This is a genomic window from Streptomyces roseolus (assembly GCF_014649855.1).
In the GTDB taxonomy this organism is placed as follows: Bacteria; Actinomycetota; Actinomycetes; order Streptomycetales; family Streptomycetaceae; genus Streptomyces; species Streptomyces roseolus.
The window spans coordinates 153,564-167,590 of sequence record NZ_BMTV01000015.1 but is presented as its reverse complement, the minus strand read 5'-3'; the positions used below and the strand labels follow the sequence as shown (position 1 = coordinate 167,590).

12 protein-coding genes are annotated in these 14,027 nt (G+C 74.5%); 3 read left to right on the top strand and 9 right to left on the bottom strand.

Annotated features, from left to right (window positions below; all coding sequences use genetic code 11):
• Nucleotides 1-45 precede the first annotated feature (45 nt).
• From efeB to IE245_RS19545, 6 genes are all read right to left on the bottom strand, one after another.
• Nucleotides 46-1,368, bottom strand: coding sequence for an iron uptake transporter deferrochelatase/peroxidase subunit (gene efeB / locus IE245_RS19570; RefSeq protein WP_189949289.1), 1,323 nt, complete (start codon nt 1,366-1,368; stop codon nt 46-48).
• Complete coding sequence (locus tag IE245_RS19565; RefSeq protein WP_189949287.1) at nt 1,369-3,342, bottom strand: copper resistance CopC/CopD family protein; 1,974 nt, start codon at nt 3,340-3,342, stop codon at nt 1,369-1,371.
• A 21-nt stretch (nt 3,343-3,363) separates the two neighbouring features.
• Complete coding sequence (locus tag IE245_RS19560) at nt 3,364-3,816, bottom strand: copper chaperone PCu(A)C (RefSeq protein ID WP_189949285.1); 453 nt, start codon at nt 3,814-3,816, stop codon at nt 3,364-3,366.
• Nucleotides 3,813-4,547, bottom strand: coding sequence for an SCO family protein (locus IE245_RS19555; protein WP_189949282.1), 735 nt, complete (start codon nt 4,545-4,547; stop codon nt 3,813-3,815). The genes IE245_RS19560 and IE245_RS19555 overlap by 4 nt, the downstream gene beginning before the upstream one ends.
• A 128-nt stretch (nt 4,548-4,675) precedes the next feature.
• Nucleotides 4,676-5,425, bottom strand: a complete 750-nt coding sequence (locus IE245_RS19550) for a YcnI family copper-binding membrane protein (RefSeq protein ID WP_189949280.1) — start codon at nt 5,423-5,425, stop codon at nt 4,676-4,678.
• Nucleotides 5,426-5,567: 142 nt separating this feature from the next.
• Nucleotides 5,568-6,341 carry a hypothetical protein gene (locus tag IE245_RS19545; protein WP_189949278.1) on the bottom strand — a complete coding sequence of 258 codons (774 nt, stop codon included), beginning with the start codon at nt 6,339-6,341 and terminating at the stop codon, nt 5,568-5,570.
• A 283-nt stretch (nt 6,342-6,624) separates the two neighbouring features.
• On the opposite strand from IE245_RS19545, the gene IE245_RS19540 reads away from it, so the two are divergent.
• Nucleotides 6,625-7,074, top strand: a complete 450-nt coding sequence (locus IE245_RS19540) for an ATP-binding protein (protein ID WP_189949277.1) — start codon at nt 6,625-6,627, stop codon at nt 7,072-7,074.
• A gap of 48 nt (nt 7,075-7,122) precedes the next feature.
• Here IE245_RS19540 and IE245_RS19535 read toward each other — a convergent pair whose 3' ends face one another.
• Entirely contained in the window at nt 7,123-8,580 is a 1,458-nt protein-coding gene (locus IE245_RS19535) for an aminopeptidase P family protein (protein WP_189949275.1), read from the bottom strand.
• Nucleotides 8,581-8,705: 125 nt separating this feature from the next.
• Nucleotides 8,706-10,199, bottom strand: coding sequence for a PP2C family protein-serine/threonine phosphatase (locus IE245_RS19530; RefSeq protein ID WP_189949273.1), 1,494 nt, complete (start codon nt 10,197-10,199; stop codon nt 8,706-8,708).
• 492 nt (nt 10,200-10,691) lie between these two features.
• On the opposite strand from IE245_RS19530, the gene IE245_RS37125 reads away from it, so the two are divergent.
• Entirely contained in the window at nt 10,692-11,561 is an 870-nt protein-coding gene (locus IE245_RS37125) for a bifunctional DNA primase/polymerase (RefSeq protein ID WP_229851401.1), read from the top strand.
• Between the two features lie 151 nt (nt 11,562-11,712).
• Nucleotides 11,713-12,381 (top strand): hypothetical protein, encoded by a 669-nt coding sequence (locus IE245_RS19515; RefSeq protein WP_189949271.1) that lies wholly within the window; start codon nt 11,713-11,715, stop codon nt 12,379-12,381.
• Between the two features lie 218 nt (nt 12,382-12,599).
• Here IE245_RS19515 and IE245_RS19510 read toward each other — a convergent pair whose 3' ends face one another.
• Nucleotides 12,600-13,577, bottom strand: coding sequence for a DUF5926 family protein (locus tag IE245_RS19510; RefSeq protein ID WP_189949269.1), 978 nt, complete (start codon nt 13,575-13,577; stop codon nt 12,600-12,602).
• Between the last annotated feature and the right edge of the window lie 450 nt (nt 13,578-14,027).

The window sequence follows — 14,027 nt, the reverse complement described above, 5'->3', positions numbered from 1 at the left end:
CTCGACCCGCACCGGGCCCCGGCCGCCGGGCCCCTCGGGCCGGCCTCAGGACTCCAGCAGCCGCTGGCCGACGTACTCGCCCTCGGCCGCCCCGCCCGGTACGGCGTAGAGACCGCTCGACTCGTGCCGGATGAAGGGCGACAGCGCGTCGCCCCGGTCGAGCTTCCGCTGCACCGGTACGAAGCCGCGCAGCGGGTCGGCCTGCCAGCAGATGAAAAGGAGGCCGGCGTCCGGGGCGCCGTCCGCGCCGATCCCGTCGTGGAAGGAGAAGGGACGGCGCAGCATGGCCGCACCGCCGTTCTGTTCGGGGGCGGAGATCCGGGCGTGGGCGTTGCCGGGGATGACCGGCTTCCCGTCCGGGCCCAGCTTGTCCAGGTCCAGCGGAGTCGTCTCCGAGCCGCCCGAGAGCGGCGCCCCGTCCGCCTTGCGGCGGCCGATGACCTGCTCCTGCTTCTCCCGCGCCAGCCCCTCCCAGTCGTCCAGGAGCATCCGGATCCGCCGCACGACCGCGTAGGAGCCGCCCGCCATCCAGTCCTGCGCGCCGGTCGCCCCGATCGGGACGAAGATCCGCCGGTCGAAGTCGGGGTCGGTGGTCTTCGGATTGTTGGTGCCGTCGACCTGCCCCATCAGGTTCCGGGCCGTCATCGGGCGCGCGGTCGCCCCGGCGGAGCGGTTGAAGCCGTTCATCTGCCAGCGGACCCGGGCCGCGTCCCCGGCGTCCTTCTGGATCGCGCGCAGCGCGTGGAAGGCGACCAGGGCGTCGTCCGCCCCGATCTGCACCCACAGATCGCCTTCCGAGCGCTTCGGGTCGACCGCGTCGGAGGAGAAGGCGGGCAGCGGGTCGAGCTGCGCCGGGCGCCGGGCGGCGAGCCCGGTCCGGTCGAAGAAGGTGCGGCCGAAGCCGAAGGTGACCGTGAGGGAGGACGGGCCCGCGTCCAGCGCGATCCCGGTGTCCTCGGGCGGGGCTTCCCCCGCCATCAGCGTCCGCGCCGTCGCCGACCAGCGACGCAGCAGCGCGGCGGCCTCCCGGCGCCCGGCGCCCGGCACGAGGTCGAAGGCGACCAGATGGCCCCGCGACTGGAGCGGGGTGGTGATCCCGGGCTGATGCCTCCCGTGGAACCCCACCTCGGTGGCGCCCACCGAGGCGAGGGCGCGGGAGCCGCCCGCTCCGGGCACGGCGGTGCCGTCCTTCGAGACGGCCGTCGCGATGCCGGCGCCGCCGGCGGCGCCGATCACCAGGCCGGCCGCGCCCGCCGCGCCGACGGTGCCGAGCAGCCGGCGCCGGGAGATGTCGAGGTGGCCGCTGTCGGTGCCGGGGGCGGGGGCACCATCGGGCGCGGGGCCGGTCACGGGGTTGCTCACGGTCATTCAGCCGATCTTGACGTTCTTCTCGATGGTGGTCTGGTCGATCTCGGACGTACGGACCGTCACCTGGATCCGCCATTCGCCGGGCAGCGGGAGCTGGACGCCGCTCGCGCTCCAGTGCCCGGTCTGGATCCGGTCGGGGGCGACGGGCAGCGGGCCGACGCCCTTCTCCTCCAGGGTGAGGTTCACCTTGATCTCGGGGACGTCCAGCGGCTTGCCGTTGGGGCGCTCCACGAAGAGGTGCAGGGCGTTGGCGCCGGTGCGGCCCGGGTCGAGGCTGAGCCGGACGACGCCCTCGCCGTCCACGCCGCCGGTGTCGAAGGGGAGGCGGATGTCGACCGGGCGGTCGGGCACCGCGGCCGAGCCGGCCGTCGTCCCGCCGTTCCGGGCGGCCTCCTCCTCGGTGCGGCCGGGTTCGGTGGAGGTGAGGACGGTGGTCACGGCGAGCAGGACGACGGCCACGGCGGCCTCGGTGACCACCGAGCGGCGCAGTCCGGTCCGCTCGGGGTCCGCGTCCCGCTCCTTCTTCCGCCGGGCGGTGGCCACGGCGGCCCGCTGCCGGGCGAGCTGGGCCGCCCGCTCGGGATCCGGCCCGTCCTCGGGAGCGGACCCCTCCGTGCCGCTCCCCTCCGTGCCCGTCTCGTCCGTGCCCGTCTCCTCCTGACGGTCCTCCTCCGCGGGCTCCTCCTGAAGGTGCTGCTCACGCTCCTCTCCCTCGGCCCGCGTCACCGTCCGTTCCGCCAGGCGACGGGTCCAGCGGCGGGATATCCAGGCGATGCCGACGAGGACGGCCATCAGACCGATCTTCACCAGGAGCAGCTGCCCGTACCGGGTGCCGGTGAGCGCCGACCAGGAGCCGACCTGGCGCCAGGACTGGTAGAGGCCGGTGGCCACCAGGGCGGCGACCGAGACGAAGGCGACCCGGGAGAAGCGCTCGACGGCCGCGCGCTCCACGGAGGGCGTCCGGTAGAGGGCGACGAGCAGGGTGGTGAGGCCGCCGAGCCACGCGGCGACCGCCAGCAGGTGCAGGATGTCGACCGGCATGGCGATGCCGGGCTGGATGCCGGTGGAGGCGTGCTCGGCGAGCGCCCAGGTGCCGGCGATGCCCGCGGCGACCACGGTGCCGCCGAGGCCCAGGCCGAAGGCGAGGTCCTTGCGCTCCTTGGGGTCGGTGCGCCGGGCGTACGCGCCGAAGAGGACGGCGACGAAGAGCGCCGCAGCCCCGAGCAGCAGCAGCCGGGAGGTGAGCGCGGCCCCGGTCTTGGTCTGGAGCACGGCCTGGAGCCCGGCCAGGTCGAAGACGTCGGCGAGCCGGCCGGAGCCGGTGTACGGGCCGCGCAGCAGCAGCATGACCAGGGTGGCGCCGGTGAGGGTCAGCCAGCCCCGGACCACGGTCCGCTGCACGGGCCGGACGCCCGCGCCGCGCGGCCAGCACAGCAGCACGAAGGCGCCGCCGCCGACGAGGACGGCGAAGCCCGCGTACGACAGATAGCGCGCGATCCCGTAGAGGGCGCCGACGACCCCGCCGCCGACCGACTGCTCGGGCAGCGCGACCGAGGTGGCGGAGGGGGCGCCGATGGAGAAGGTGAAGGCACCGGCGATGGGGTGGCTGTCGGCGGAGACGGTCTGCCAGGCGACGGTGTAGGTGCCGTCCGGCAGACCGGCCCGCAGGGCCACGCCGTACTTGACGACGGCGCCGCTGCACAGGTCGATGATCTCGCCGGTGTCGGCGCGCCGGCCCGAGGGGTCGAGGACCCGGATCGAGTCGGCGCTCATCGCGACCTGTTCCGAGAAGGTGAGGCCGACCTCCTTGGGGGCGGTGGCGACCACCGCCCCGTCGCCGGGGTCGCTCCCGGTCAGCGCCGCGTGCGCGGAGGCGGGGGCGGCGCCGGCGAGGAGCACGCCCAGGAGCGCGGCCGCGAGGACGAGCAGCCGGGCCAGGGCGCTGCCGAGGCGGGGGGCGGTGGTTGTCGTCACTGTGTCACTCCGTCAACGAGCTCAGTGCTGCTGCGGGTTGTGGTTGGTGGCCTCGACGGGCAGCTCGACCGTGATCGGGTCGGCCTTCTCGAAGTGCAGCTCGACGCTGACCTTCTCGCCCTGCTTCGGCTTCTTCTTCAGCTCCATGAACATGAGGTGGTTGCCGCCCCGGGCCAGCTTCAGCTCCCCGTTGGCGGGGATGTCGAAGGCCTTCACCATCTGCATCTTCTGGTTCTTCGTCTCGTGCATCGTGACGTCGTCCGAGAGCGGGCTGGTGACCGAGGTGAGCTTGTCGGCGGTGTCGCCGGCGTTCTCGATGGTGAGGAAGCCGCCGGCCATGTCCGTCACGGGCTGGGGCATGTACGCGCCGCTGACCTTCAGCTCGGGCTTTCCGCCGTCGGACGAGCACCCGGCGAGCGCGAGGGCGGCGGCGAGCGCCACGGAGGCGGACAGGGCGGTGGTGCGGCGGGTCACGGGTTCTCCCCCTTGATGATCTTCGGCAGGTCCTTGGCGTAGTCGTCGACGGTGGCGTCCTCCCCGTACAGGACATAGCCCTGGTCGGTGGTGGGGGAGAAGGCGACGACCTGGGCGCCGTGCATGGAGACGACGGTGCCGTCCTTCTCCTTCTTCGGCGGGTCGATGCCGATGCCGATCGAGCGGGCGCCCGCCTGGATCGTCGCGAAGTCGCCGGTGAGCCCGGTGAAGGACGGGTCGCCGAAGCCCGGCAGCCACTTGGCCAGCGAGGCGGCCGTGTCCCGCTCGGGATCGGTGGTGACGAAGACGACCTGGAGCTTGTCCTGGTCGGCCTTGGGGAGCTGCTTCTTGGCGATGGCGATGTTGCTCATCGTCAGCGGGCACACGTCGGGGCAGTTGGTGTAGCCGAAGTAGATGAGCGTCGGCTTGCCCTTGGTGCGCTCGCGCAGGTCGTAACGCTCGCCCTTGGTGTCGGTGAGCACGAGGTCGGGCTTGGTGAAGGGCCGGTCGAGGACGGTGGCGGCCCGGGCCTTCTCGGTGACGCCCTCGATCTGGGCGACCCCGGAGGACGAGGCGTCCTTCGGGTCGTCGCCGCCGAGGCCGACCGCGGCGGTGATGCCGAGGGCGGCGACGATCGCGACGGCGGCGACGATCAGCGGGGTGCGCCGTCCGGGGCGGCCTGTGGTGCCGTCCCCGCCGCTCTGCGACGGGGACGTCTTCTCTGTGGACATGCGGTGAGTGTCTTTCGGAGTACGGGAGGTGCGGATCTGGCCGGCTGTGCCCGGCACGCCGGGATGCCGGGCACACCAGGCGTACCAGGTGTGCCGCGGCGTGCCGGGCATGCCGGCCGGGGTGTGCCTCAGGCCGAGCGGCGGCGGCCGGCGAGGACGCCGAAGGCGACGCCGGCGATGCCGACGAGAATGCCGATGACGCCGAGGACACGGGCCGTGGTGTCGCTGGAGGAGGCGGATGCGGTCTCGGTGTGGGCGCCGGCCCCGTCCTCGTGGCCGGCCTTCGCGTCCGCCGCGGCGGAGGACGGGGCGGCGGGCGTGGCGCCGCCGCCGTGGTGGTCGGCGCCGGCGGCCGAGAGCTTCAGGACCGGGGCCGGGTTCTGCGGCTCCTCGGAGCCCTTCTGCTCCTCGATCCAGCGCACGACCTCGTCGTTGTCGTAGGTCTGGACGGCCTTGAGGACGAGCTGGTCGGCGTCCTCCGGCAGCTGGCCGAGGGAGAGCGGGAACTGCTGGAACTGGCCGGGGCCGATCTTCGAGCCGTCCGCGGTCCAGGTCACCTTGGAGACGGCCTCGTTGATCTGCTTGCCGTGCAGCGTCAGCGGCTTGTCCAGCTTGGCCTTGGTGACCTCGGCCTTCCAGCCGGGGACCGGCTGCGGCATGACGGAGGCGAGCGGGTGGTCGAGCGGGAAGCTGACCTCCAGCTTCACGGTGGAGGCGTTGTCGCGCTCGTTCGGGACCTTGATGTTCACGGTCGCGTAGCCGCCCTTGGCGGCCTCGCCCTGGGGCTGCACGCTCACGTGGGCGAAGGCCGTGCCCGACAGGAGGACGACGGAGGCCGCGGCGGTGCCGGCGGCGAGGGCGACGCGGGACAGGTTCATGGAAGACACTCCGGCTCGGTGGAGGGGCCCTGGCGGGCCCGCGAGAGAAGGCGGTCCGGTCCGGCGGCCCGCGGCGCCACGGGCGGACCCGGGCGGAGGGGCGCGGACGGGCGCGGCCCCGCTCCCCGTGGAGCGGACCGCGTCAGGCTGCGAGGACGCAGGCGGCGGCCGGCGGGCCGCGGCGGATCACCGAGTGCTGGAGTGCCCCGGCCACCGGCGGCGGCGGGGAGTCGAGGGCGGTGCGGAGCAGGCCGCGGGGACCGGCCGGGGCCAGCGCCGCCAGGCCGGCGAGCAGGGCCCGGACGAGGCGGAGCGCGGCGCGCAGGGAGCGTACGGGGACGGCCTCGGCGAGTTCGCCGGCGCGCTGCTCGGAGAGCTCGACGAGCCGGACCAGGGCCAGGTCGCCCCGGCGCAGCAGCCAGCCGGCCACCAAGGCGGCGAGCAGGTGCCCGAGGGCCATGGGCAGGCCGGGCAGCAGCGCGTCGGCGGGTGCGGCCCCGTGCGCGCCCGCGTGGGCGGACGCGGCGGCCGGGTCGATCCCGGCCCGGCTGAGGATCCCGGCGGCGTCGCCGGGGGTGAGGTTGGCCGCGCCCGAGCCGCAGACGAGCTTGGCCGCCATGCGGACGAGCGCGTCGTCGGCCTGGGCGCTCAGCGCGAGCTGCCGCTGTCCGAGGCCGAAGAGGAGGTGGAGCCCTAGCTGTCCGCCCGCCAGGGTGGCGACGACGAAGCCGAGCGAGCGCTCGCGCCCGGTGAGCAGGACCGTGACCCCGAAGACGCCGAGGAAGCCGGCGAGGAGGGTCCACAGGGCGATGCCCGCGCAGGCGGCGAGGGCGTGTCCCAGCGCGGACAGCACGACGCAGACCGCGGTGAACACCGCGGCCCTCAGCAGCCGTGGAGCGAGCGCGGGGGCAGACATGGCGGCCCCATCATCGCACCAGGGCCCCCGCCCGCAGGAGGCAGGTCCGCAAGGTCGGTCTTGGGGGTGTTCGGTAGGACATGCGCCGGGAGGTGCGCCGGCGGACGTGCCGGGCGGTACGCCGGGACGCGCCGCGGCAGCCGGGGGACCGGGCCGGACATACACCGGGGCCCGGCCCCCTCGCTTCCGCCGAACGGGCGCTCTTGACGCTTCCGGGCGCTTACGGACCGCCGCGCGCGGCAATAGCTAGGGGTATGTCGAGCCGCTGCCGGGAGGCTGGAGCATGAGCATCTGGTGGTCACTCCATCTGCGGCGCGAGGCCGCGAGCGTGCCGCTCGCCCGGCGCCTGTTCCTCGGCACCATGGAGACGGCCGGGGTCGATCCCGACGTCTCCTACGAGCTGTCGGTCGCCCTGACCGAGGCGTGTGCCAACGCGGTCGAGCACGGTGGCGGCACCGCCGCGGGCCGGGCCTCGGAGGCGTACCGGGTGACGGCCTTCCTCGACGGCGAGACCTGCCGCATCGAGGTCGCCGACGCGGGCCCGGGCTTCCCCGGGTCGCCGCCGGCGCCCGCCCGGGCCGCCCGGCCGGACGCCGAGAGCGGCCGCGGCCTGCGCCTGATCGAGGAGCTCTCGGACCACGTCCACTTCGGCCGCTCGGGCCGGGGCGGCGCGGTGGTCAGCTTCGACAAGATCCTGAAGTGGAAGGACAGCCCGTCCCTCCTGCTGGCCTGAACCGTGAGAAGGGCCCCTCGAAAGGGGCCCTTCCCCCGTGCGGCGGCGTCAGCCCTTCAGGCCGGCCATCCACGCCTCGACCTCGTCGGACCGGCGGGGCAGCTGGTCCGAGAGGTTCCGGTTGCCGTCCTCCGTGACGAGGATGTCGTCCTCGATCCGGACGCCGATGCCGCGGTACTCCTCCGGCACGGTCAGGTCGTCGGCCTGGAAGTAGAGCCCCGGCTCGACGGTCAGGCACATGCCCGGCTCCAGGGTGGTGTCGACGTACGCCTCGGTACGCGCGGCGGCGCAGTCGTGGACGTCCATGCCGAGCATGTGGCCGGTGCCGTGCAGGGTCCAGCGGCGCTGGAGGCCCAGCTCCAGGACGCGGTCGGCCGGGCCCTCGACGAGGCCCCACTCGACGAGCTTCTCGGCGAGCACCCGCTGGGCGGCGTCGTGGAAGTCGCGGTAGGCGGCGCCGGGCTTCACCGCGGCGATGCCCGCCTCCTGCGCCTCGTACACGGCGTCGTAGATCTTGCGCTGGACGTCGGTGTACCGGCCGTTGATCGGCAGGGTGCGGGTGACGTCCGCGGTGTAGAGCTCGGTGGTCTCGACGCCGGCGTCGAGCAGGAGCAGGTCGCCGGAGCGGACGGCGCCGTCGTTGCGGACCCAGTGGAGGGTGCAGGCGTGCGGGCCGGCGGCGGCGATGGTGCCGTAGCCGACGTCGTTGCCCTCGACGCGGGCGCGGAGGAAGAAGGTGCCCTCGATGTAGCGCTCGCTGGTGGCCTCGGCCTTGTCGAGGACCTTCACGACGTCCTCGAAGCCGCGGGCGGTGGCGGCGCAGGCCTTCTCCAGCTCGGCGATCTCGAAGTCGTCCTTGACGAGCCGGGCCTCGGAGAGGAAGACCCGCAGCTCCTCGTCGCGCTCGGCGGTGACCTTGTCGGTGAGGGCGGCCTCGATGCCGGCGTCGTGACCGCGCACGGCGCGGACCGGGCCGGTGGCCTCGGCGAGGGCGGCGGCCAGCTCGCGGACGTCCTTCGCCGGAAGGCCGAGCAGCTGCTCCGCCTCGGCGAGGGAGTGGCGGCGGCCGACCCACAGCTCGCCCATGCCGTCGAGCCAGAACTCGCCGTTCTCACGGTTCGAGCGGGGCAGCAGGTAGATCGTGGCGTCGTGGCCGGTCGCGGTCGGCTCCAGGACGAGGACGCCGTCGTGGGTCTGGTCGCCGGTGAGGTACGCGTACTCGGTGGAGGCGCGGAAGCTGTACTCGGTGTCGTTCGACCGGGTCTTCAGGTTGCCCGCCGGGATCACCAGGCGCTCGCCCGGGAAGCGGGCGGAGAGCGCGGCGCGCCGGGCGGCGGTCCGCTCGGCCTGCGGGATCGGCGCGAGGCCGGTCAGCTCCGTGTCGGCCCAGCCGGACTTCATGCTCTCGGCGAGCTCGTCGGAAACGCCTTGGTACAGGCCGTTCTTCCGCTGCTTGATCGGCTCCTCGGCCTCGTCCGGGGTCTCCGGAGTGAGCTCTTCGGCCACGGGTCTGCCTCCTCTTGGTACGACACTGAACCCCCTCCATCGTACGGTCGTACGGAAGGGGGCCCAGGGCCGGAAGGCCCGTTACCGCGCGGTCACCGGTGCGATCGCACCGGTGACCGGTGCGCTCAGTCGAAGCGGGCGGCGAGCAGCACCACGTCCTCGCCCTCCACCGCCGGGTCGAGCCCGTCCGGGAGCACGGTCCGCAGGACGTGGTCGGCGATTGCGCCAGGATCGTCCCGGTCCGTCCGGGAAACGCTCGCGGCGGCGGCGTGGAGCCGGGCGAAGGCGCGGTCGACGGGGTCGCCGGTACGCCGCAGCAGCCCGTCCGTGTACAGCAGCACCGTTTCTCCTGGTGCGGGGGACAGCTCCACGCTGGGCGCCTCCCAGCAGGAGAGCATCCCGAGCGGGGCGGAGAGGGAGGTCTCCACGTACTCGGTGCGGCGCTCGCCGATCAGCAGCGGCGGGGCGTGGCCGGCACCGGCCAGGACGAGACGGCGGCGGGCCGGCTCGGCGTAGGCGAAAAGGGCGGTGGCCGAGCGGGCCGGCTCGGTGAGCCGGAGTAGCAGCTCCAGGTCGGAGAGGACGGCGACCGGGTCCTCCCCCTCCATCACCGCGTACGCGCGCAGCGAGGCGCGCAGCCGTCCCATCGCGGCCAGCGCGCTGGGGCCGGTGCCGGAGACGGAGCCGACGGAGAGCCCGAGGGCGCCCTCGGGCAGCGGCAGGGCGTCGTACCAGTCGCCGCCGCCCCGGGGGCCGGTGCCGTGACGGGCGGCGAGGCGGACTCCGGGGACGCGGGGGAGCCGGCTCGGGAGCAGTTCCTCGGCGACGGTGGAGACCTGGACGCGGGCGCGCTCGACCTGGAGGAGGCGGCCGAGGTGCTCGGTGGCGAAGCGGCCGTAGAGGCCGATGAGGTGGCGCTGCCGGTCGGTGGGGGCGGCCGGCTCGTCGTAGAGCCAGACGACGGCGCCGAGCCGGCCGGCCTCCTCGGTGGCGAGGGGGAGGGCGTAGCTGGCGGCGTAGCCGAGGCGTGCGGCCACCTCGCGGTGGCGGGGGTCGAGGCCTTCCTCGGTGCGGACGTCGTGGATGGCGATGGGCTCCGGGACGCGGCCCGGATCCGACGGGTCGGGGAGCCCGTCGAGGAGGCGGCCGTAGCCGGTGGCGCCGCGGGGGACGGTCTCGATGGTGCCGAGGTCGGCGTGGGCGAGGCCGAGGCCGATGGTGGTGGCGGGGCCGAGGCCGTCGGCGGGCTCGAGGACGGCCATGCCGCGGCGGGCGCCGACGAGGGCGGCTCCCGCACCGAGGAGTTCGTGGAGGGCCTCGTCGAGGGCCGCGGTCCTGATGAGCCGCTCGGTGAGTTCGTGGAGGGTGGTGAGGTCGGAGACCCAGCCGGCCAGGCGGTCCGTGATCAGGGCGCCGGGCGCGGGAGTCGCGTCGACGGGCGCCGCGGCGGCGGGGACGCCCGCGAGGGGCGCCTTAGTGTGCGGGGGCGCGGGAACTGTGGAGTCGATTCCGGCCACTTTCGGAAGGTGCTGCTGCAGGTGTTTCGGCAGGTGCGGGGAGCTCATCTCGGTCGGCTTTCCGACCGGTGCGTTTGACGCCATGGCATCGCAAACCCCCATGTCATATTGCGCCGCTCGATGTCTCCACATGTACACGCACCCGAGGAGCGATGTCCAGCATCGTCCCCATGGGACTTGTGGTGTCCAGGTGGCGTCCGGCGAGCTCGTGCACAGGGGTTGAAGTGGGCTGGAAGTTGGCCGAAAATTGCCCCCGGTGTGCACCATTTGCGGTCGACTGGCGTCGTTTGAAAGCGCGTCATTCTGAGCGTGTGGGGTACGTAATCGATGACAGGCAGGGGCAGTTGACGGCGCCCCGGGATCGAGAAGCGGAACCCCGGCGTCGTACGTGCCGCAGGCCGCAGTCCCACCCCCGCGTGGCGGGGATCGTTCTGAACCGGCTTCGACCTGACTGTGACCCGGCCCCGTTCCGGCCGGCCCCGCCCCCGAGCGGGGCGACGCACCGCCGACGCTGTACGCGCTGATACGCACGGTGAAGAGATCTGCACGTGGTGTGATGTGGATTCGGCGTTCAACGGAAAGGAACGAGCGCTCATGCGCGAGATCCTCGGAAGGCGACGCAGGCTCCGGTTCCGGCGCAAGGAGAGGACCGCACGGCAGGACGCGGCGGTCACCTTCGCGGTCGAGTGGGACTGGCCCGTTCTGCCGGGAGTGGGCCTGGCGGAGCCCGCCGGCAGGGCGAAGACCTCCGTCCGCGGCGGCCTGCGGGCCGTCTCCGGCGCGTCCAGAGCGGAGCGGTCCGGCGCGGGCCGTGCGGAGAAGTCCGGTGACGGTCGTGCGGCGGGCCGTGCGGAGAAGCCCGGTACCGCTGGCGTGGTGGGCCGTGCGGAGAAGCCCGGTGACGGGCGTACGGCCGAGCGGTCCGGCGGCGCCGGGCCGGTGTGCGCCTGTCCCGACCCGGAGTGCGTGGTCCCCGGCGCCCACCCCTTCGACCCGGGCCTGCTGGCCGCCACCACCGACGAGCGGATGATCCGCTGGTGGTGGACCCGGCGCCCGGACGCCCCCGTCCTGCTGGCCACCGGCGGCCGCGCCCCCTGCGCGGTGAGCCTGCCGGCGCCCGCGGGCGCCCGTGCCCTGCGGGAGCTCGACGCGATGGGCATGCGGCTCGGCCCGGTGGTGGCGACGCCGACCCGCTGGTCGATCCTGGTCGCCCCGTACGGCCTCGAACGGCTCGGCGAGCTGCTGTACGCGAAGGACAGCGTGCCCAGCTCGCTGCGGTTCCACGGAGAGGGCGGCTATCTGCTGATGCCGCCGTCCACGGCGGGCACCGGGCGGGTCCGCTGGGAGCGGGAGCCGCTCGCCGGCTCGGCCCGCCCCTGGCTGCCGGACGTGGAGGCGGTCGTCGACGCCCTGGTCGCGGCGAGCACGGCCACCCCCGGCGGCGGAAGCCGGCTCGCCTACTGACCGTTCACCCGAACGGGTGCGTCCCGGGCCGACGCGTACGGGAATCCGGCGCGCGGCCCGCCGGGGGCCCGTCCGGCGCGGGTAGGTTCGGCCCACCGTCCGTGATCGTTCCCGGCCCGGGACCGGTCCCCGAACAGAGCAGGTGGGTCGCATGAGTCGGCTGGGTCCGGCGCACCTCCGCATGGCCGGCCTCGGCACCGTCGTCGCGATCGCCGTCCTCGTCCCGCCGGCCGCCACGGCGGGCCGGCCGGACGAAGCACCGCCGTCGACGTCCCGCGCTCCGGCGCACCACGCTCCCGACGGCCGGGCGCCGGCGGGCGACGCCAAGCCGGGCGGCGTGGCCGGAGAGCTCCTGGGCGAACTGGGGCTCGGCGGGGAGGAGCGGACCGGCGAGAGCGCGCGGCCCGTCGCCCCGAAGGAGGCGCCCCCGTCGGCGAGCGCCGCCGCAGAGGCCGCCGGGACGCCCGAGCGGGTCAGCCGCTGCGGTCCCGAAGTCGCCTCCCCCGAGGGCGTCGAGGCACAGACCTGCGTCCTGTCCGAGGGCCCGGACGTCTGGGCGCGCACCTACTACCGCAATGCCACCGGCCGCGAGATCGACGCGATTCTGACCCTCATGGCGCCCGGGGGCCGGACGGTCCAGGTGCGGTGCCCGGTCCCCGCGCGGGACGAGCCGGGCACCTGCGAGACCCCGAGGGAGCCGGGCACGGGCGCCGCTCGCGCGCATACGGCGGTGGCGGAATTCGCGGGGAAGGAAGAAGGCGGCGGGGCGCCGCTGCTGCTCCGCTCGGGCAGCAACACGGCCGAGGACGAAGCGAGTTGAGCAACCGCCACGGCGCGACGGCGGGGCGGGCATGGAAACGCCCGGTCGCTGGCGACGGGGGATGCACCAGCGACCGGGCTCCCAGAACGGTAACAAGAGATCTGCGGTTCGCAAATTCGATCTCGGTTATTCGGACAGGGATTTACCGCTCCGTAGGTTCCGCTGTGGCGGAAGTCACCGACTGATCGGTCTGTCAGTCACCGATACCACCTGGGGTATCAGCTGAGAGTGACCTGACGGTTCGTGAGGCCGCCGCGGGCACGACGCTCCTCGGCGGTGAGCGGGGTCTCCACGGCGAGCGCCTCGGCCAGTCGCCCGGCGAACTCGGCGGCGGGCTTCTCGCACTGCTCGGCGGTCATCGCCGACGGCAGGTCCCACACCGGGACCATCAGGCCGTGGGCGCGGAAGGAGCCGACGAGACGGGTGTCGGGGCCGAGCGAGGTGGCGCCGGCGACCTGGAGGCGGGCGAGCGCGTCGAGGAGCTTCTCCTCGGGGTGCGGCATGACCCAGCGCAGGTGGTTCTTGTCCGGGGTCTCGCACCAGTAGGCGGCGTCGACCGAGGCCAGCTTCTCCGTCGGGATCGCGGCGGCGTTGGCCCGCTCCAGGGAGGCGGCGACCTCGGGGTCGGCGCCGTCCGCCGACGCGGGGATCCAGAACTCGAAGCCCGTGTGGACCTCGGGCTCGAAGGGCGCGTCCGTGTCGAGCAGGTCCTGGAGGCGCGGGCCCTCGGGCTCGACGCGGCGCGGCGGCACCGGGTTGCCGGGCGCGGTCTCCAGCGCGCGCTGGAGGGTGTCGGCGAGGTCGCGGGACAGGTCGCCGGAGGTGCCGTCGTTCTGCAGGGCGAGCAGGACGGAGCCGTCGTCGCGGCGGAGCGCGGGCCAGGCCATCGGCAGGACCGTCGCCAGCGTCACCGACGGGACGCCCTCGGGCAGTCCGCCCTTGAGGGTGAGCGGCACGGTGGCGGCGGGCACCAGCTCGCGCAGCGCGACCAGGTCGCACTCGCCGGGCAGGCCCTCGAAGGGGCGCTGGACGTGCTCGGTCGCGGCGTGCGCGGCGGCCCGGCCGTGGCACGCCTTGTAGCGGCGGCCCGAACCGCACGGGCACGGCTCGCGCGCGCCGACGACCGGGATCTCCCCGTTCGTGACCTGTGCCTGGCCGCTCTTGCCGGCCTTCGTCTGGGGGCGCTTCTTGGCCATGGTGTGGCTTTCTCCCGATCGCGGTGCTGTGTCGGGCGCGAGCCTAGCCGTCCGGACGCCGCCGCAAGCCCAGCCGTGCCCTGACCACCCGGCATATCGGATGCGGTCCCCGCCCCCGGGCCGGCTACGGGCTCCGCCGGGGAGGGAGCCGGTTCGGAGCCGCCCCCGGGGCCGTAGCCGTGAACCGGCCGGAAACGCACCCCTCGCCCCCGCCCGCACCGGCGGACCGGAACGGGGGCCCGGTGCACGCCCGCCGACAGACCCGGACGGCGGCGCGGCGGCAGACCGGGCCGACGGTCCGCGGAGCGACCAGGACGGCGGTCCGTGGGCAGACCAGGGCGGCGGCCCATGGAGCGACCAGGGCGGCGGCTCCGTCGACGGACCGACCGGTGGCTCCGTCGGCGGATCCGACCGGCGGTCCCGCCGACAGGTCGGCAGTGGCCGCCCGAG

Coding starts and splice junctions, on each gene's coding strand:
- efeB (WP_189949289.1), bottom strand. CDS start 1,368: ATGACCGTGAGCAACCCCGTGACCGGCCCCGCGCCCGATGGTGCCCCC.
- IE245_RS19555 (WP_189949282.1), bottom strand. CDS start 4,547: ATGTCCACAGAGAAGACGTCCCCGTCGCAGAGCGGCGGGGACGGCACC.
- IE245_RS19550 (WP_189949280.1), bottom strand. CDS start 5,425: ATGAACCTGTCCCGCGTCGCCCTCGCCGCCGGCACCGCCGCGGCCTCC.
- IE245_RS19545 (WP_189949278.1), bottom strand. CDS start 6,341: ATGTCTGCCCCCGCGCTCGCTCCACGGCTGCTGAGGGCCGCGGTGTTC.
- IE245_RS19540 (WP_189949277.1), top strand. CDS start 6,625: ATGAGCATCTGGTGGTCACTCCATCTGCGGCGCGAGGCCGCGAGCGTG.
- IE245_RS19530 (WP_189949273.1), bottom strand. CDS start 10,199: ATGGGGGTTTGCGATGCCATGGCGTCAAACGCACCGGTCGGAAAGCCG.
- IE245_RS37125 (WP_229851401.1), top strand. CDS start 10,692: ATGCGCGAGATCCTCGGAAGGCGACGCAGGCTCCGGTTCCGGCGCAAG.
- IE245_RS19515 (WP_189949271.1), top strand. CDS start 11,713: ATGAGTCGGCTGGGTCCGGCGCACCTCCGCATGGCCGGCCTCGGCACC.
- IE245_RS19510 (WP_189949269.1), bottom strand. CDS start 13,577: ATGGCCAAGAAGCGCCCCCAGACGAAGGCCGGCAAGAGCGGCCAGGCA.